This is a genomic window from Mycobacterium sp. E2989 (assembly GCF_001667595.1).
GTDB lineage: Bacteria > Actinomycetota > Actinomycetes > Mycobacteriales > Mycobacteriaceae > Mycobacterium.
Map to the genome: position 1 here is coordinate 62928 of NZ_LZJX01000018.1, position 18696 is coordinate 81623.

General features: G+C 70.3%; 15 protein-coding genes, 1 pseudogene and 1 riboswitch. Of the genes and pseudogenes, 6 read left to right on the forward strand and 10 right to left on the reverse strand.

Annotated features, from left to right (window positions below; genetic code table 11):
- Positions 1-5: 5 nt before the first annotated feature.
- Complete coding sequence (locus A5680_RS04365) at positions 6-587, reverse strand: hypothetical protein (protein WP_067816560.1); 582 nt, start codon at positions 585-587, stop codon at positions 6-8.
- 114 nt (positions 588-701) lie between these two features.
- On the opposite strand from A5680_RS04365, the gene A5680_RS04370 reads away from it, so the two are divergent.
- A complete protein-coding gene (locus A5680_RS04370) occupies positions 702-1043 on the forward strand; it encodes a hypothetical protein (protein WP_082955910.1) in 342 nt (113 codons plus the stop codon).
- 204 nt (positions 1044-1247) lie between these two features.
- Positions 1248-2747 carry a peptidase gene (locus A5680_RS04375; RefSeq protein WP_156675001.1) on the forward strand — a complete coding sequence of 500 codons (1500 nt, stop codon included), beginning with the start codon at positions 1248-1250 and terminating at the stop codon, positions 2745-2747.
- A gap of 11 nt (positions 2748-2758) precedes the next feature.
- Here the strand turns inward: A5680_RS04375 and A5680_RS04380 are convergent, their stop codons facing one another.
- The 5 genes from A5680_RS04380 to thiC form a co-directional block, all read right to left on the reverse strand.
- Positions 2759-3628, reverse strand: a complete 870-nt coding sequence (locus tag A5680_RS04380) for an LLM class F420-dependent oxidoreductase (RefSeq protein ID WP_067816568.1) — start codon at positions 3626-3628, stop codon at positions 2759-2761.
- A 16-nt stretch (positions 3629-3644) separates the two neighbouring features.
- Positions 3645-4082 carry a MarR family winged helix-turn-helix transcriptional regulator gene (locus A5680_RS04385; protein ID WP_067816571.1) on the reverse strand — a complete coding sequence of 146 codons (438 nt, stop codon included), beginning with the start codon at positions 4080-4082 and terminating at the stop codon, positions 3645-3647.
- 32 nt (positions 4083-4114) lie between these two features.
- Positions 4115-4741 (reverse strand): alpha/beta family hydrolase, encoded by a 627-nt coding sequence (locus A5680_RS04390; protein ID WP_067816574.1) that lies wholly within the window; start codon positions 4739-4741, stop codon positions 4115-4117.
- Complete coding sequence (thiD, locus tag A5680_RS04395) at positions 4738-5574, reverse strand: bifunctional hydroxymethylpyrimidine kinase/phosphomethylpyrimidine kinase (protein WP_055400598.1); 837 nt, start codon at positions 5572-5574, stop codon at positions 4738-4740. Before thiD ends, A5680_RS04390 begins: the two co-directional genes overlap by 4 nt.
- Positions 5571-7214: a phosphomethylpyrimidine synthase ThiC gene (gene thiC, locus A5680_RS04400; protein ID WP_067816576.1), complete on the reverse strand. Its 1644-nt coding sequence runs from the start codon at positions 7212-7214 to the stop codon at positions 5571-5573. The genes thiD and thiC overlap by 4 nt, the downstream gene beginning before the upstream one ends.
- Positions 7206-7316: riboswitch (TPP riboswitch) on the reverse strand. Its footprint overlaps the gene before it by 9 nt.
- A 64-nt stretch (positions 7317-7380) precedes the next feature.
- Here thiC and A5680_RS04405 point away from each other — a divergent pair.
- The 3 genes from A5680_RS04405 to A5680_RS04415 all read left to right on the forward strand — a co-directional run bounded on the left by A5680_RS04405 (position 7381) and on the right by A5680_RS04415 (position 12395).
- Positions 7381-8097: a PAS and ANTAR domain-containing protein gene (locus A5680_RS04405; RefSeq protein WP_082970253.1), complete on the forward strand. Its 717-nt coding sequence runs from the start codon at positions 7381-7383 to the stop codon at positions 8095-8097.
- Positions 8098-8187: 90 nt separating this feature from the next.
- Positions 8188-8550, forward strand: a complete 363-nt coding sequence (locus tag A5680_RS04410) for an STAS domain-containing protein (RefSeq protein WP_067816693.1) — start codon at positions 8188-8190, stop codon at positions 8548-8550.
- Positions 8547-12395: a SpoIIE family protein phosphatase gene (locus A5680_RS04415; protein ID WP_067816580.1), complete on the forward strand. Its 3849-nt coding sequence runs from the start codon at positions 8547-8549 to the stop codon at positions 12393-12395. The genes A5680_RS04410 and A5680_RS04415 overlap by 4 nt, the downstream gene beginning before the upstream one ends.
- Here A5680_RS04415 and A5680_RS04420 read toward each other — a convergent pair.
- Complete coding sequence (locus A5680_RS04420) at positions 12392-12667, reverse strand: hypothetical protein (protein ID WP_156349451.1); 276 nt, start codon at positions 12665-12667, stop codon at positions 12392-12394. The genes A5680_RS04415 and A5680_RS04420 overlap by 4 nt on opposite strands.
- Positions 12668-12730: 63 nt before the next feature.
- Between A5680_RS04420 and A5680_RS26440 the strand changes: the two are divergent.
- Positions 12731-12808, forward strand: a pseudogene (locus tag A5680_RS26440) (hypothetical protein); the annotation flags it as partial.
- Here the strand turns inward: A5680_RS26440 and A5680_RS04425 are convergent.
- From A5680_RS04425 to A5680_RS04435, 3 genes are all read right to left on the reverse strand, one after another.
- A complete protein-coding gene (locus A5680_RS04425; protein ID WP_156675008.1) occupies positions 12774-17156 on the reverse strand; it encodes a cation-translocating P-type ATPase in 4383 nt (1460 codons plus the stop codon). The pseudogene A5680_RS26440 and the gene A5680_RS04425 sit on opposite strands and share 35 nt — an antisense overlap.
- Before the next feature lie 50 nt (positions 17157-17206).
- The gene (locus tag A5680_RS04430) at positions 17207-17641 is read right to left on the reverse strand and encodes a hypothetical protein (RefSeq protein WP_055400608.1); all 435 of its coding nucleotides are present in this window, start codon (positions 17639-17641) and stop codon (positions 17207-17209) included.
- A gap of 214 nt (positions 17642-17855) precedes the next feature.
- The gene (locus tag A5680_RS04435) at positions 17856-18662 is read right to left on the reverse strand and encodes an exodeoxyribonuclease III (RefSeq protein WP_067816696.1); all 807 of its coding nucleotides are present in this window, start codon (positions 18660-18662) and stop codon (positions 17856-17858) included.
- Positions 18663-18696: the final 34 nt, after the last annotated feature.

An 18696-nucleotide genomic window follows, 5' to 3' on the forward strand; every position in this document is an offset into this window, starting at 1 on the left:
TCGCGTCAAGGCATGCGCGGGTTCATCATTCGACCACAGCCCATCCCACCCGGACCCATCATCTGCTGCATCATGGCGGGCATGCCGTCCCGCACGAAGCCGGTGACTTCGCGCGCGTGCGACCGGATGACGTCGGTCAGCGCCGGATCGTCGGCGGTCTCCTCGGCGATCACGCCGTTGGGGGTCAGCGTGAGTTGGCGGCGGTAGCCGCCGGCGCGGCGGAACAGGGTCGGCAGGGTCTGGCTCATGCAGCTGACTTCGGTGCCCTGATCGAGGTGGGCGTACATGCTCGAGACGTGCGCTTGCAGTTGAGCGGCGAGGTCGGGCGATGCCGACTCGGTGGTGGTGCGCACGCCGCCGGGAATGTCCTCGACCACGCGATGGATTTCGTTGTGCCGCATGAACATGTCCATGTAGCGGCTCATGTCCGTGCGACCGGCGCCCATGAAGCCGCCACAGTCCGTGAGGCGGATGGCGGGGGCGGCCAGTCCGGGGACGCCGGGACGCACATATCCCCGCCACACGATGGCGCCCGCACCGAGCGCACCCAGCGCGGCAAGCGCCGCCCGCCGCGTCACTCCAGCCATTCGCGGATCCCTTCGGTCCTGCGCACTTCAGGCAAGTCGACCAGACGCCCACCGCCCTAGCTAGGGCCAATGGTCCCTACCCCCCGTGGGTATGCGTGTGGCATCGTTGCGCGCATGACGGAAACTCCTGCAACCAGCGTCGATCATCGGTTCGGCGCGCACACCCGGCTGGGTCAAGCGGCCGCGTGGGTGGTCATCGTGGCCGGTGTCGTGTTCGTCGTCGCGGTGATCTTCTTCTCGGGCCTGATGCTGGGCTGGGCCTCGGGCAACCACTACGGCTGGCGCCACGGCTACGGCGGCGGGCGCCCCGGCACCTGCCCCATGATGGAGCAGCCCGGCGGCATGATGGGGCCGGGGATGATGGGACCCGGCGGAATGATGGGCCCCGGCGGAATGGGTCCGGGTGGTCCGGTGGCCCCGCCGCAAACGCCGACACCGACCGCGCCGCGCCCCTAGGCCGCGCCGCCGAGTTCGCTATTTCCGATCCGCACACCCGCCCGGCGTTCCCTGTTCGGCAACGGGTAAGCCGCGTGCAACCCCGCCGGCCGGCCGTCGGGACTCGCGCGCGACGGTGTTCTCATTCGTGCTGTCATAGTTAGCCAACCGCTCTAGAATGAGACCCTTTGGTGCTGCCCTGCACCCGGTCGGGATGAGGTTGGTATGAAGAGCCGTGCGCGGAATCGACGTCAGCAGGCCGGTGGCCGTCCGCGCAGGGCGGCCGCCTTGCTGCGGGGGGTGTTGAGCTGCGCGGCATCGGCAATCGTGGTGGCCGGCTGCACATCCTTCGTCGACGGGCGCGCGTTGTCCATGCTGAACGACCCGTTCCGGGTGGGTGGCCTGCCGGCGACGAACGGCCCCAGCGGGATTCGCCAGAACGCACCCGCCCCGACCGGTACCGTGGTCAACACCGACAACGGCGCGATCGACAAGTTGTCGTTGCTGTCGGTCAACGACATCGAGGAATATTGGAAGTCGGTCTACAGCCAATCGTTGAAGGGGGATTTCGTCCCGGTCGGCAAGATGGTGTCGTACAACTCCAACGACCCGGCCAGCCCGATCGTTTGCCACAACGACACCTACAAGCTCGTCAACGCCTTCTTCACGTCGCGCTGCAACCTGATCGCTTGGGACCGTGGCGTGTTCATGCCCGTCGCGCAGAAGTACTTCGGCGACATGTCCGTCAACGGCGTGCTGGCACACGAATTCGGCCACGCGTTGCAGACCATGGCGAAGCTGGTGACCAAACGCGACCCCACGATCGTGCGCGAGCAGCAGGCCGACTGCTTCGCCGGCGTCTACCTGTTCTGGGTCGCCGACGGCAAGTCGCCGCGGTTCACGCTGAGCACCGCCGACGGGCTCGACCACGTGCTGGCGGGCATCATCACCACCCGGGATCCCGTAATGGACAGCGAGACCGAGAACGACGACGAACACGGGTCGGCCCTGGATCGGATCGAGGCGTTCCAAATGGGTTTCATCGACGGCGCCTCGGCCTGCGCGGGGATCGACAAGAGGGAAATCGCGCAGCGCCGCGGCGACCTGCCCAACGCCCTGCGCGTCGACACGAGCACCGGAAACCCGGAGACCGGTGAGGTCCCGATCGACCAGGACACGCTGTCGACGCTGATGGAACTGTTGGGCAAGGTGTTCTCGCCGAAGAGCCCGCCGACGTTGTCCTTCCAGGCGGCCGATTGTGCCGACGCCAAGGCCAGCCCCCCGGCGTCATACTGCCCGGCCACCAACACGATCGTGATCGACCTGCCGAAGCTGGCAGCGATGGGCAAGGTCGCCGACGAGAACGAGCAGACCCTGCCGCAGGGCGACGACACCGCCCTGTCGGTCGTGATGTCGCGGTACGCGCTGGCCGTGCAGCACGAACGCGGGCTGGCCATGCAGAGCCCGTGGACCGCGCTGCGCACCGCCTGCCTGACCGGCGTGGTGCACCGCAAGATGGCCGAACCCATCGAGCTGTCGTCGCAGAAGCAGTTGCTGCTGACGGCCGGTGATCTCGACGAGGCGGTGGCCGGGTTGCTCACCAACCACCTCGTGGCCAGCGACGCGGACGGCACCAGCGTGCCGGCGGGGTTCACCCGGATAGCCGCGTTCCGCGGCGGCGTAGCGGGCAACATGGACGCGTGCTATTCCCGCTACCCGGGCTAAACCCCGCCCTATCAACCGATTTCGGCGAGCTTGGGTATGACTTCGTCGCCGAGGCGGCGGATGAAGCCCACGGGGTCGGGGTTGCCGGGGAACGGACCGGCGTTCACCAGCTGCACGCCCAGCCCGGCGTAGCGCTCGACCGTTGCGAAGTACCCGTCGGAATCCTCGAAGGGGTCCACGAAAAGGCCCACCGTCTTGCGGATTTCACCCGGGTCGCGGCCGACCGCATCGCAGTGCCGGTGCAGCACCTCGATCTTGTGCTTGAGTTGGTCGGGATCGGTCACGGTGCTGTTCCACACGTCGGCGTACTGCGCCACCAGGCGCAGCGTCTTCTTCTCGCCGTCCCCGCCGATCAGGACCGGCGGGCGCCGAATCGGTTGCGGCTCACAGATTGTCTCGGCCAACCGGTAGTGCTTGCCCTGGTAGGGCCCGTCGTCCGCGCTCCACATCTGCCTGCAGATCTGCAGCGTCTCCTCGAGCATCTCGAAACGCTGGCTCACCGGCGGATAGGGGAAGCCAAGGGCGGCGTGCTCGCGGTCGTACCAGGCCGCACCGAGCCCCAGCATGGAGCGGCCCTGCGACAAGACGTCCAGTGTGGTGACCGCCTTGGCCAGCATCCCCGGATAGCGATAGGTGACACCGGTGACCAGCAGGCTCAACTCGATCGTGGTCGTCTGCCCGGCCAGGAGGCCCAGCGACGTATAGCCCTCTAGGAACGGGTCCTGCGCGCGCCCCATGGCTTCCATCTGAAAGAAGTGGTCGGCCAGCGTGAACAACGTAGCCCCGCCCCGCTCGGCGGCCTTGGCCGCCTCGGCCAGCGTCGGACCCAATGCCGCCGGATCACCCGGCAGGAAATCGATGAAGTGCACTCCTAGTTCCATTGCAGCTCTTGCCCTTTCATTGTTCGGTCAAGCGCTCGAGCAGAGTCAGGGCGTCGAGAATGACGCGACGCTCGCGTTCGGAGTATCGGTCGTGGATGGCGCGGGCCAGCCACTCCTCGCGGACCTGCCGGTTACTCTCGGCGCGTCGCCGCCCCGCCGCCGTCAGCGAAATCAGTTGCCGCCGGCCGTCCTCCGGGTCGGGCGTGCGCTCGATGAGCCCCCGCTGCTCGAGCGCGGCCACGATCGTGGCTATGGACTGTGGACGCACCCGTTCGGCCGAAGCCAGGACGCTCGCCGACGAGGCCCCGTCCTTCCAGAGCCGGTTGAGCACCGCGGTCTGCGAGGGAGTCAGGTCGTCGTCGGTGGCGAGTTCCCTCAACTGACGCCGCAGGCGGCTGAACACGACCCGCAGGTCGCGGGCCGCCGCGACGGCTGACTCGGTGACGGCGTCCACACAGACAGTCTAAACTGAGCAGTCCAAACTGTCTAATTGCGGCCGAGCAGCTGCAGGGCCGCGTCGACCGCAAGCGCCGGTACGTTCAGCGTCTTGGACCGCAGATCGTGTCGCGCGCCGGCGATCTCGACGACGGCGGTGGTGCCGGTGACCAGCGCGGCGGCCGCGCGCAACTCGTCGGGTGTGCCGAAGGGGTCCGACGTTCCGTGGGTGAACACGGTCGGCACCCGGATATCGGGCAGGTGCTCGGTGCGGGCGCGCTCCGGCTTCCCCGGCGGATGCACCGGGTAGGAGAACAGCGTCAGCACGTCCACCGCGGCCTCACGGGCGGCCACCACCATGGACGTCTGCCGGCCGCCGTAGGAATGCCCGCCGGCGATCAGCGGGCCGTCGACCAGGCCGCGGCACAGCGTGATCGCCTCGACGATCCCGGCGCGGTCGGCGGCGGCCGAACCCGACGGCGGGCCCGTGGGGCGGCGCCGCCGGTAGGGCAGGTTGTACCGCACCGCGAGCCAGCCGCGCCGCGCCCATTCGTCGCAAACCTGTTGTAGCAGCGGCGAATCCCGGTTGCCGCCGGCGCCGTGGGTGAGCACCACGACGCCGGCCGGTGAGCCGTCGGGTTCGTGCGCGACGCCCGCGATCTGGTCCAGGGCAGTCATAACAGCCGGAAGAGGGGGGAGACGGGGCCGTGGCCGTGGCCCAGCGGATAGGACGCCCGCAGGCACTCGGTGACCCAGCGCTTCCCGAACCCGACGGCGTCGGGGACGGTGTAACCGTGCGCCAGGGCGCACGCGACGGCCGTGGCCAGCGTGTCGCCACCGCCGTGGTCGTTGCCGCCGGGCAACCTCTCGGCGTCGAACTCGTAGAAGGATTCACCGTCGTAGAGCAGGTCGCAGCTGCGCTCGGACGACCGCAGGTGTCCGCCCTTGACCAGCGCCCAACGCGGGCCCAGCGCGTGCAAGGCCTTGGCCGCCGCCCGCTGCGACTCGGCATCCACGACGTCGACGCCCACCAGCAATCGCACCTCGTCGAGGTTCGGCGTGACCAGGGTGGCCAATGGAAACAGTTGGTGGCGAAGGCAATCCAGCGCCGACGTGGCCAGTAGGGCGTCGCCGTGCATCGACGCGCACACCGGATCGACGACGAGCGGGACCGACGAACGCGTCAGACCCAGCCGGAGCCAGGTGTCGGCCACCGCGGCGATGATGACCGACGACGCGAGCATCCCGGTCTTCGCGGCCTGGACGCCGATGTCGGTCACCACGGCCTCGATCTGGGCGGCGACGACGTCGGCGGGCACCTCGTGAAAACCCTTGACCCCCACCGTGTTCTGTACGGTCACCGCGGACACCGCGACGCAGGCGTGCACGCCCAGCAGCGCCATGGTGCGCAGGTCGGCCTGAATGCCCGCGCCGCCGCCCGAGTCCGACCCGGCGATGGACAGCACGCGCAGCGGCGTGGTGCCCGACGGTGGCAGCGGCAGAAAACTCACTGAGTGGGCGTCAGGGGCAGGTACACCCGATTGCCGTGCTCGGCGAACTCGCGCGACTTCTCGGCCATGCCCTCGCTCATGACCGCCTCGATCGCCTCCTCGCTGTCCAGCCCGTGCGCGGCCGCGTAGTCGCGGACGTCCTGGGTAATGCGCATGGAGCAGAACTTGGGCCCGCACATCGAGCAGAAGTGCGCCGTCTTGGCGGGTTCGGCCGGCAGCGTCTCGTCGTGGAATTCCCGTGCGGTGTCGGGGTCCAACGACAACGCGAACTGGTCGTTCCAGCGGAACTCGAAGCGCGCGGTGCTCAAGGCGTCGTCGCGCTCCTGCGCGCGGGGGTGGCCCTTGGCCAGATCGCCGGCGTGCGCGGCGATCTTGTAGGCGATCACCCCGTCCTTGACGTCCTTGCGGTCCGGCAGCCCCAGGTGCTCCTTGGGCGTCACGTAGCACAGCATCGCGGTGCCGGCCTGGGCGATGATCGCCGCGCCGATCGCCGACGTGATGTGGTCGTAGGCCGGCGCGATGTCGGTCGCCAGCGGGCCCAGGGTATAGAACGGGGCCTCCTCGCACAGCTCCTCTTCCAGCCGGACGTTCTCGACGATCTTGTGCATCGGGACATGCCCGGGCCCCTCGATCATCACCTGCGCGCCATGGGCTTTCGCGATCTTCGTCAGCTCGCCCAGGGTGCGCAGCTCGGCGAACTGCGCGGCGTCGTTGGCGTCCGCGATCGAGCCGGGCCGCAGCCCGTCACCGAGCGAGAAGGTGACGTCGTACCGGGCGAAGATGTCGCAGAGCTCCTCGAAGTTGGTGTACAGGAACGACTCCCGGTGATGGGCCAGGCACCAGGCCGCCATGATCGACCCGCCGCGGGACACGATGCCGGTCACCCGCTTGGCGGTCAGCGGCACATACCGCAGCAGCACGCCGGCGTGCACGGTCATGTAGTCCACGCCCTGCTCGCACTGCTCGATCACGGTGTCGCGGTAGATCTCCCACGTCAGTTCCGTCGGGTCGCCCTTGACCTTTTCCAGCGCCTGGTAGATGGGCACCGTGCCGACCGGCACGGGGGAGTTGCGCAGGATCCACTCGCGGGTCTCGTGGATGTTCTTGCCGGTGGACAAATCCATGATGGTGTCGGCGCCCCACCGGGTGGCCCACACCATCTTGTCCACCTCTTCGGCGATCGACGACGTCACCGCCGAGTTGCCGATGTTGGCGTTGACCTTCACCGCGAAGGCCTTGCCGATGATCATCGGCTCGCTCTCGGGGTGGTTGTGGTTGGCGGGGATCACCGCGCGGCCGCGGGCGACCTCGTCGCGCACGAGTTCGGCGGGCATGCCCTCCCGTGCCGCGATGTAGGCCATCTCGGCGGTGATCTCGCCGGCCCGGGCGCGCTGCAGCTGGGTGCCGCGGTCGCGGACCACGCCGGGCCGCGCCGGCAGCCCGGCCGTCAGGTCGATCACCGCGTCGGAATCGGTGTAGGGGCCCGAGGTGTCGTAGAGGTCGAAGTGGTCGCCGGTGGACAGGTGCACCCGCCGGAACGGGACGCGCATGCCGTCGACGTCGCGGTACACCTTGCTGCTGCCCGCGATGGGCCCGGTGGTGACGGCGGCCTCGACGGCTTGGGAAAGGACATCGGTCATTTTTCATCTCCCTACGCCGGCATTACCCGGTCAGGTTCGTACGGTCGACGGCCGCAAGCCGTCCTCTCAGCGCATTCGGCGTGCGCTCCCGCGTCTTTGGATGTTCCGCCCGCGACGTTACCCCTTTTATCGGGGTGGTAGCAGGAGGAGTCCCCCGGATGGAAAAATGCGAACCGTGCAACGGCAACGGGGGACCGACGGGGCGACGTCAGCCGGTCCCGGCAGTCAGCCGCTGAACCCGGTGGAATCCGGCGCGCGGTATCCGATCGTCGGCTCCTTCCGCTTCTGGTTCATCGGCGAGCGCTGGGAGTGGTCGGACGAAGTGGCCAGGATGCACGGCTACGAGCCGGGGAGCGTCGAGCCGACGACCAAGCTGCTGTTGTCGCACAAGCATCCCGACGACCGGGCGCACGTGCAGGAGCAGCTGGACTACGCCCTGCAGTCGGCGGGGTCGTTCTCCAGCCGGCACCGGTTCATCGACACGGCCGGCAAGGTGCACGACGCGATCGTCGTCGCCGACCGGATGCTCGACGAGTCGGGCGCCGTGGTGGGCACCGCCGGCTACTACGTCGACGTCACCGACACCTTCGACGACGCCCGGCAAGAGGTCCTCGACGAGGCGCTGCCCGACCTGTTCGAAAGCCGCGCGGCGATCGAGCAGGCCAAGGGCGTGCTGATGGTCGTCTATCGGGTGAGCGCGGAGCAGGCCTTTCGGGTGCTGCAATGGCGGTCGCAGGAGACCAATGTCAAGCTGCGGGCGCTCGCCCGGCAACTGCTGGCCGAGGTTCCCGCCCTCGACGGCGCGACGCCCGTACTGCAAAGCCAGTTCGATCATCTGCTGCTGACGGTGCACGAACGGATAACCGCCGAGTCCGCTGGGTAACCAGGGGAATACGCGAACGCGGCAGCCCGCAAACAGTTAGTGTTCCTAGACACTCGGAGCGGCGCGCGCCGCGCATCCGGACGAAAGGCGCTGAACTTGTTGGCGGTGGAACATGAGGCACTCGAGGACGCCGTGGTCGTGCGCGTTAAGGGCGGCGTCGACTCCAGTACCGTCGACGAGGTAACCGCTCATCTGACCGCAGCGCTGAAGCTGGCCGAGACGCACCCGGCCCGGCTGGTAGTCGTGGACCTGCAGGCGGTCGACTTCTTCGGAAGCGCTGCGCTGAACGCCGTTCTCGAGTGTCACGATGCGGGCAAGGAAGCCGGCACGTCGGTCCGCCTGGTTGCGGCCCACGACCAAGTGCTCCGCCCGATCGAGGTGACCGAACTGGATCGCATTCTCGACGTCTACCCCACCCTGTCCGAGGCGTTTCAATCCAAGCGACGGCAATGACCCGCGCGCTGCCGGCCGACTTGGCGGCTGCCGTCGGTCTGGGCGGGGAAATGGGTCGCCGGTTTGCCGAATTCGATTGGGACACACATCCGTTGGGCTCGCCGGTGGACTGGCCGAGCGAGGTGCGGGCCGCGGTGGTGACCGCTCTGACGTCGCGGTTTCCGATCGTTCTCTGGCTAGGGCCGGGGAACCTGTTCCTGATGTACAACGACGGCTACGCGCAGATCCTGGGGGACAAGCACCCGGACGCCCTGGGTTGCCCCGCGGAGCAGGTGTGGTTGGAGATCTGGGAACAGATCTTCCCGATGCTCACCAGCGTGATGGAGACCGGCGTCGCGACCTGGTCGGACGACCTGATGTTGCCGCTGATGACCGGCGGCCAGTCCGAGGAGCGGTACTTCACCTTTACCTACAGCCCGATCATCGGCGGCGACGGCGCGGTGAGCGCCGTTTTCTGCGCGGTGATCGAAACGACCGACCGGGTGTTGAGCGAGCGTCGCCTCCACCTGCTCAATTCGGTGGCGACCGCCGTGATGGACGCGCACACCATCGACGACGCGGTGAGCAGCACCGTCGCTGTTTGCGGGGCGCAGCCGCTGGACTTGCCATTCATCGCCGTGTACGCCGACGACGAACTCGCCGGCGGCGTCTCGCTGCGGGGCGCGACGAAGTCGGTGTCGCCGTTGCTGCCGGCCGAACTGGCGCGGCTGACCGACTGGGACTCCGAATCCCGATCCCGCGCCGAGGTGCGGCTCATCGACGACGTGCCCACCGCCATCCCCGGCATCGCCGACGCACTGGCGGCCGATTGCCCGGACCAGGCACTGGTGCTGCCCCTCGGCGAGGCGTCGGCGGCCGGGGCGCTGGTGGTCGGCATCAGCCCCCGCCGCCCCCTGGACACCCAGTACCGCGGCTTCTGCCAGCTGCTCGCCGACCAGCTCACCTCGACCTTCGCGCAGATCGTCTCCTACGAGCAGCAACGGCAACGGGCCGACGCGCTGGCCGAACTGGACCGGGCCAAGACGGCGTTCCTCACCAACGTCAGCCACGAGTTCCGCACCCCGCTGACGCTGCTGCTCGGGCCGCTCGACGACGCGCTGTCCGAGGCGCCGCCGGAAAGCGTTCTGGCGGAACGGCTGAGCACGGCGGGCCGCAACGCGCGGCGCCTGCAGCGCCTGGTCGACTCGCTGCTCGACTTCTCCCGCATCGAGGCCGGCCGCGCTAACGCGAAGCTGGCGTGCACCGACGTCGGCGCGCTGACCGCCCACATCGCGTCGTCCTTCACCGAGCTCTGCCACCGCGCCGGTCTGGAGCTGGTCGTGGACTGTTCGCCGGTGCTGGCCGACGTCGACCCGGGCATGTGGGAGACGATCATCCTGAACCTGCTGTCGAACGCGGTGAAATACACTCTGCGGGGGTCGATTTCGGTGCGGGTGCGCGCCGAACCCGCGCACTGCGTCGTCACCATGCGCGACACCGGGGTGGGCATCGCCGCCGCCGACCTGGACCGCCTCTTCGACCGCTTCTACCGCGCCGACAACCTGCGGGGCCGCAGCGTCGAGGGCACCGGGATCGGGCTTTCGCTGGTGCGGGGGCTTGTCGAGCTGCACAACGGCGCGGTGCAGATCGAGAGCGAATTGGACCGCGGGACAACGGTTTCCATCCGGCTGCCGCTTTCCGCCGCGGGCACCACCGCCGAGTTGTCACCGGCCGGGCTACTCGACGAGACCAACCCGTACGTGGCCGAGGCCCGGCAGTGGCTGACGCCCGTCGTGGAGCCCGAGGGGGCGACCGCGACCGCCCCGAGGTCGCGCCAGCTGGTGCTGATCGCCGACGACAACGCCGACATGCGACACCATCTCGACCGGGTGCTCTCGGCGCACTGGGAGACGGTCCTGGCCGCCGACGGCGAGTCGGCGTTGACGGCGACCCGCAACCTGCGGCCGGACGCGGTCGTCACCGACGTGATGATGCCGGGCATCGACGGCTTCGCGCTGGTGGCGGCCATCCGCGCGGACCCGGAACTGGCGGCCACGCCGGTCCTCATGCTGTCCGCCCGGGCCGGCACGGAGGCGGTCGACGAGGGCTACGCCGGGGGCGCCGACGACTACCTGCCGAAGCCGTTCCGCTCCCAGGAACTGATCGACCGGGTCAAGTCGAGGCTGTCCGCGGTCGCCCGCGAGCGCGACCGCCAGCGGCGCGCGGCGGCCTCGGACCTGGTGCAACTCGACGCCGCGCTGCAGGCCACCGACTCGGTCGCCGGGATCATGGACGCCTTGCTGCAATCGTCATTCGGCTCGGCCGACGCCGCCACCGTCGCGATCGGCATCCTGGACGGCGAACGCCACATCCGGTTCGAGTACGCCGGCCACCTGCCCGGCGAACTGCGCGATCGCTACCACGTGACGGGGCTCGACTCCCCGGTGGTGGGGGCCGACGTCGTGCGCACCGGCGAGTCGATGGTCATCCCCGACACCTTCGACCTGCCGCCGCGCTACGAGCACGCCGTGCAGGACACCGCCGGCAGCGTGCGGGCCTGCGTCGCCCATCCGCTGCGGGATCACTCCAGCCGCGTGGTGGGGGTGCTGGCGCTGCTGTGGCCCGCGCCGCGGCAGTTCGAGCCCGCCGAGCTCGACGCGTTCAGCCGGATGGCCGAGCTGACGTCCTCGGCGCTGGACCGGGTCCGCGTGATGGCCCGCGAGCATCGCATCGCCGTCGACTTCCAGGAGCACCTGTTGGACCTCGACCGTGGCTCGACGGCCGCGGTCGTGGCGGCCGTGTACCAGCCCGCGGGTGAGGCGATGCGCGTGGGCGGCGACTGGTATTCGGTCACCCCGCTCGATCGCGCGGGCCGGCTCGGGATATCGGTGGGCGACGTCGTCGGGCACGGTCTGCCCGCCGCGATCGTGATGAGCCGGCTGCGCGCGGCGGTGGCCGCCTCGGCCCTGACGGCGGGTGAACCGGCCGCGGTGCTGGGGGCGCTGGACCGCTACGGGGCCAGCGTGGCGGGCGCGCGCTGCGCGACGGTGGCCTACGCCCTGGTCCAGGCCGAACCCGAAACCGGTTGCGCCACGGTCAGTTACAGCTGCGCCGGGCACCCCTACCCGCTGCTGGTGTTTCCCGACAATCGCGCGGTGTTCCTGACGTCCGGCCGGCGACTGCCGGTCGCCATCAAGGAGCACGACGCGCAGAACTATCCATCCGGCGCCACCGCGACGGCGAACCTGCCGCCCGGGAGCCTGATCCTGCTCTACACCGACGGGCTCATCGAGCGCGCCGGCGAAACGCTCGACGACGGCCTCGCTCGCCTCCAGCGCGCGGCTGCGGAATGCGCCGACCTCCCCGTCGAGTCCGTCTGCACCGAGGTGCTGGTCCGGATGGCCCCGCCCACCGGCTACCGCGACGACGTCGTCGTGCTCGCGCTGCGCCCGAGCCATTTATCCCCGCGCAGCTTCGCCACCGTGGTGACGGCCGCGCCGGGGCAGATCCCCGTCGCGCGCGACCGGATGCGCGAGTGGCTGGCAGGCATCGCCGTCGCCCCGAAGCGCGAGATGGACATCCTGCTGGCCACCGGCGAAGCCGTGACCAACGCGATCGAGCATGGCAGCGACGGGGAGCCGCGTCGAACGGTTTCGGTGGAGGCCTTCCTGCGGGAGCAGACCGTAGCCGTAACGGTCAGCGACACCGGGCGGTGGGAGGGCGATTCCTCGGCCAGCCTGCGCAGCCGGCGACGCGGCCGCGGCCTGACCCTGATCGGCGGGCTGGCCGACCACGTCGACACCCTGCGCACTGCCGGGGGCACCCGGGTCACGTTGCGGTTCGACCAGGCCGTCGGGACCCCTTAGGCCTCTTCCATCGCCTCGCCGAGCTCTTCCAGCAGCTTGTTGTGGTGGTTGCTCGCCAGGAAGTGGCCGGCGGCGATCACCACGGCCACCGGCCAGTCGATCAGCTCGAACGCCGCCAGCGCGGCCAGGCCCCCGAAATAGGCCAGCTGCTCCGGCCGGGGGATCTCCATCTGCCCGACCACCGGAAGGTTCACAACGAACGTTTCGCCCTCGCGGATCTTCTGCACCGCCTCGCGCTGCGAGGTCCCCTTACGCGTCTTCTTTTCCGCCATCATTTGCCTTTCAGTAACGAAGGGTTTGCCGACTCGCCGGGTGGTGCGGCCACCGTCGGACATATGTCGACGATGACCGACGCCGGGGGCGATCCGCTAGTTTCCTCTATTGCTCACGTCCTGAAGGTGCCGTTACAGGAACTCTATGCGCTGTTATGGCGCGCCGGGGTGGTGGAGATTCGCCCACCTCAGCGGGGGCATCGGCCGATTTGTCCGGATCCGTCAGCACACGATTCAGCACACCGATCGCGACGGTCGCCGCGGCAGCGGATCCCAGCCCCTGGGCCCAGCCGACTGGACCCAGCGGTGTGCAGCCGAGCAACTGGCTGACCACGGGGATGCTGATCAGCGTTCCCATCGCCGCCAGCGAGCCCACCGCGGTGAACACCACCAGCGGGGCGTGCGAGTCCAGCAGCGTTTGACCCAGCTCGGCGCCCACCAGGGCGACCAGCGCGACCGTGGACGCCCGCTGCGGGCGGCCGGTCACGCTGCCCATCGCCCACGCCGCCGTGGTCGCGGCGGCGGTGGTGACGCCGCGGATGGCGACCGCGCGCCACAACGCGGGCTGGTCCGGCCCCCGGATGCCCGGGTCCACCGGCCCGCTGGGCTCGCTCACCGCCAGCGCCGCCGCCGGCAGAGCGTCGGTCATCATGTTCACCAGGAGCAGCTGCCGCGTGTTCAGCGGTGAGGTCCCGGTGATCGCGCTGCCGATGATGGCGAACAACACCTCGCCGGCGTTGCCCCCGAGCAGCACCGACACGGCCGCCTGCACCCGCTGCCAGAGCTGGCGGCCCTCTCCGATGGCGTGCAGCAGGCCCTCGATGCGGGCGTCCACCAGCACCACGTCGGCGGCCATGTGCGCCGGGTCGCTGCCGCCGGCGACGACGCCGATGCCGACGGTGGCCGCCCGGATGGCGGCGGCGTCGTTCGCCCCGTCGCCGACCATCGCGGTGCGCACGCCCGCGGTTTCGAGCGTCTGAACCACCTGGACCTTGTTCTCCGGTGTCATCCGGGCGAAGATCACCCGCTCGGTCACGACGCGTTCTTGTTCCTTGCGCGACAACGCATCCCACTGCGCGCCGCTGATCACCTGTTCGGCGGTCACGCTCAGGCCGAGCTCCTCGGCGATGGCCTTGGCGGTGATCGGGTGGTCGCCGGTGATCAGCTTGACGCCCACCGAAAGCCGGCGCAGGTCGGCCAGCAGGGGCGCGGCTTCGGCGCGGGGGGTGTCGGACAGACCCAGGAAGCCGGTCAGGGTCAGCCCGTCCCGGGCGAAGTCGGCGATATCGTCGGGGTCCCGCCGGATCGCCTTGGCCTGGGCGGCGCTCAGCTGCCGCCGCGCCACCGCGATCACCCGCAGACCGTTGCCGGCCATCCGCGCGACCGTCTCCTCCATCGCGTGGCCCACATCGCCGCAGGTGGCCAGCACCACTTCGGGGGCGCCCTTGACGGCCAGCTCGGTGTCCGTCACGGAGGCCGAGAAGGACCGGCCGGAGCGGAACGGCAGGTGCGCGACGAGTGCGCCCGAGCCGTGGCCGTTGACCGACGCGGCGGCCTCGACGATCGCGACATCGGTGGCGTGCGCGTGCGGGCCGCCGTTGGACGGTGGCGCGGCGTGCGCGGCGCAGCGCAGCACCTCTTCGCGCGACGTTCCCGGCGCCGCGACGACCTCGGCCACCCGCAGCCGGTTCTGGCTGAGCGTGCCGGTCTTGTCGAAGCAGACCACGTCGATGCGGCCGAGCGCCTCCACCGAACGCGGGACGCGGACCAGCGCGCCGAACTTCGTCAGCCGCCGCGCCGACGCCGCCTGCGCCAGCGTCGCCACCAACGGCATCCCCTCGGGAACCGCCGCGACGGCGATCGCGATCCCGCTGGCGACGGCCTGCCGCAGGACCGACCCGCGCACCAGCCCCAGCACGCTGACCAGGGCGCCGCCGGTCATGCTGACCGGGAAGGCCCGGTTGGTCAGCTGGCTGAGCTGGTGCTGCAGACCGATGTCCGAGGACAGGTCACCGGACACCAGCTCGGCCGCGCGGCGTTCCTGGGTGTCGGCCCCGACGGCGGTCACCACCGCCACCGCGGTGCCCGCCACCACGGTGGTCCCGGCGTAGAGCATGCAGCGGCGTTCGGCGAGGGCCGCGCCGGGCGTCGGCTCGACCTGCTTCTCCACCGACAGCGACTCACCGGTCAGCGTCGACTCGTCGACCTCGACGTCGACCTCCTCGATGATCCGGGCGTCGGCGGGCACCACCTCGTGGGTGCGCACCTCGATGACGTCGCCGGGCTGCAGCTGCGCCGCGATGACGTCGGTGTACATCCGATCGGGCCCGTCCGACAACACCTTGCGGGCCGGTGGGATCTGTTGCGCGAGAAGGTGATTCAACCGGTTCTCGGCTCGCAGCCGCTGGCTGGCCGCGAGCATGGAGTTGCCGGCCAGCACCGAGAAGACCAGGACGGCGTCCACCGGCGAGCCCAGCACCGCGCTGGCCGCCGAGCCGAGCGCCAGCACGGGGGTCAACGGGTCGGTCAACTCGGCGCGCACGGCGGCCAGGAATTGCAGGAAGGCGTGCGCGCGCGTTTGGGGCGGCGCGGCGCCCACGGTCGCCAGCGCGAGGCGCCGCGGGTCGCCGGCCGGCTCCGAGTCGGGCCGCGGCAACGCTCGGCGGACGTGCTCGACCGCCATCGCGTGCCATTCCTGGACGGGAGCCGCGCGCGGTGGGTCGGCCTTGATGATGCCGCGCGCCAACAGCATTCCCGACAGCAGACCGGCGGCCGCACCGCTGGTCACCGGCCCGCGCCCGATCCCGCGGACGCCGGGGATCATCAGCAGCGAGCCCATCGCCGTCGCGCCGGCCGAGATCCCCACGCCGCGTTGCGCGGCGGCCCGGGCCGCCGGGAGCGCGTGCAGCACCCGCCAGGCGGCGGCCAGGTCGGGCAGCAACAGGTCGGCGTACCAGGGCGGTGGGCCGGCGCCGGGCTCGGGCATCATGCCCAGCGCCACGTCGGCCGACCAGATCGCTTGCGCGCCAGGCGATGACAGCACGGCGACCGTGCGGCCCTCGTCCTGCAGGTCCGCCACGGCGAGGGCCATGGCGTCGTCGATGGATCCGCCCTTGAGCGGCCTGATCTCGTCGAAGGCCGGGCGCAGTTCGCCCAGCGAATCGTGCTCGACCGAAACCAATTCCGACCCGGTCCGGTGCGCCTCGGCGACGACGGCCGACGCCAGCGAGTCGTGTGTGAAGCAGAACAGCGCCTGCACTTTCGCGTTCGGCTTGCTGGCGGTGATGCCCGGCACCGGATGCCAGCCCGGGCGCAGCCGATTCTTCTCCAGCATCAGCTGTGCGCGCGACCACGCGGCGGGCAGCTCGGCCTCCTGGGCGCCCCGGATGAGCGACACCCGCAAGCTGGTGGTGCACAACACCCGCGGGTCGATGACGACCGCGTCCACCCGGTCCAGGCGCCGCAGCGCCTCGGGCCGCAACGCCAGCACCGCGTGGCGGTCGGCCAGTCCCTGGCCGAGCGCGGCCGCGAAGGCCTCCGGCGTGGTGCGGTTGGCCGCGGGGGTGGTCACCAGGACCGCCAGCGCCGCCTGGTTGAGGTTACGGGTGGTGGCGCCGACGACCGCCGCGCTGACCGCCTGGACGAGCGCGAACCGGTTGGCGTGGTGGTCGGCGGGCCGGCCGCGCGGCGGCTTGGACCCCGCCGACGCGTCGGTGAGCGGGTGGTCGGCGTGGCCGGCCAGCTGCGGCTCGTGCCGCACCCAGGCGCGCGCCTCGGCGCGGCATTCGGCGGCCTTCAGCGACTGCATCAGCAGGCCGACAGACAGGGACGCGGGGGACAGCGTGACGGTTTCGGCCGCCGTCACGGCCAGCGCCAGCACGGTGTCGGTCGCGGGCCGGCCGATGCGGTCCTCGAGCAGGCGGCGCAGCCACGGCTGGTAGTCGACGGCCACCACGCCCGCCAGAACCCCGATGGGCATGCGGGGCCAGCGCAGCGCTCGCCCGGTCAGCGCTATGCCCAGCCCGGCCGCGCTGGCGGCCGCAGTGGCCGCCCGGGTCGCCAGCACCACGCCGTCGCCGGGCAGGCTTGTCGGGGGCGCCACGAATTGCGCCGGGCCGCAATGCTTCTCGGCCGCGTCGACCACGCGGCACAGGTCGCGCAGCGACGTGCCCGCGTCGCCGAGGGTGACCACCACGCGCGACAGCGGGTAGTTGAGGGCGGCCGACGCGACGCCGGGGTGGGCCAGCACGGCGTCGAGCACCGATTGCCCGAGCCGGTCGTCGGGGGCGCCGTCCAGGCCGCGCACCTCGATCCAGGCGCGCTCCTGACCGCGCCAACACCGCCGGCTCAGCGTTACCGGGATGTCTTGGGGCAGCTCGCCCGCGATCGCCCGGGCGCCCTCGCGCAGCGGAATCGCGGCGATGGCGACGCCGGTCTCGACGAGCGAGGTGGTCGCCTGGACGCCGGTCGCGACGGCGCGCAACGGCAGTGATCGTCGTATCGCGGTCGCGATGCTCAAAGCGGGTTCGGACAGTCCCGTTAGTTGGTGCTGCGCAACTGGCTGCCGCCGGCGCGCCGACCGCCGGTCTTCTTGGCCGTCGACTTGGCGGCGGCCTTTTGCGGCGCGGCCTTTTGCGGCGCCGGTTCGGCGGGCACGGCCTTCAGGCTGGCCTTTGCCGGTTCCCGCTTGCGGCCCAGCCGTTGCAGCAGCAGGGCGCCGCCGCCGACCGCCAGCAGCACCGGCCACTCGACCAGTCCGGCGACGCCGAGCGCGCCGAAGGCCACCGCGGCGGCCGGCGCCGAGTGGCTGCCGGTGCTCATTCCCTTTTTGACGCCCTCGGCGGCTCCGGTGACCCCGCCGATGACTCCGTTGACCGCCGCGCCACCCACAGCGCCGGCGGCCGCGGTCGTCGTGGTCGCCGCGCGACTCACCGCCTGACCTACGCCCCGGACCGCTCCGCCGATGACACTCATGCTGACTCCCTGGCTTGTATGCCCTTGCCGCGAAACCCGCGTCACCAGCGAGACGTACCCGCTGAACGCATCGTTAACAGCAAAACAACACTGTTTGTTGCTTCTAACAAATCAAAGCCTGCCACCTTGGAAAGGCGCAGACAACGAACAGCCGCATTTTATTTGCCTGAGCTTAACCTGGTAATGGTTGCGACGCGACCGCGCTAAAAGCGATTTAGGCTCGCCTCACATCGACCTGCACGGGCGCGTGATCGCTGGCGGCCTTTCCCTTCCGCTCCTCGCGGACGATCTCGGCGGCCGTCACGCGGGCGGCCAACTCCGGTGAGGCGAGGATGAAATCGATGCGCATGCCCTGCCGTTTCGGGAACCGCAGCTGGGTGTAGTCCCAATAGGTGTAGACGCCGGGGCCGGGCGCGAAAGGCCTTACCACGTCGGTGAATTGCGCGTCGACGATGGCGTTGAACGCGCGGCGCTCCGGCTCGGAGACGTGGGTGGCGCCGGTGTAGAACTCGGTGCTCCACACGTCGTCGTCGGTGGGGGCGATGTTCCAGTCGCCGGCCAGCGCGATCTGCGCGGTGGGGTCGTCGCGCAACCATAAGGCCGCCGTATCACGCAGCGCGGCAAGCCATTCCAGCTTGTAGGTGTAGTGCGGGTCACCGAGCGCGCGGCCGTTGGGCACGTACAGGCTCCACACCCGGATGCCGCCGCAGGTGGCCGCCAGCGCGCGGGCTTCGGCCGTCGCGGCCACCTCCGGCTTGCTGCTCCAGGTGGGCTGGCCGTCGAAGCCGATCTGCACGTCGTCCAGGCCCACCCGCGAGGCGATCGCCACGCCGTTCCACTGATTGAAACCGACATGCGCCACCTCGTAGCCGAGTTCGAAGAACGGCAGGGCGGGGAATTGGCTGTCGGAACACTTGGTTTCCTGCATCGCCAGCACGTCGACGTCCGCGCGGCCCAGCCAATCGAGGACGCGGGGCAGGCGGCTGCGAATCGAATTCACGTTCCAGGTGGCCAGCCGCAGCGGGTCGCCGCCATCCAGCCGCAAGCCGCCGTCA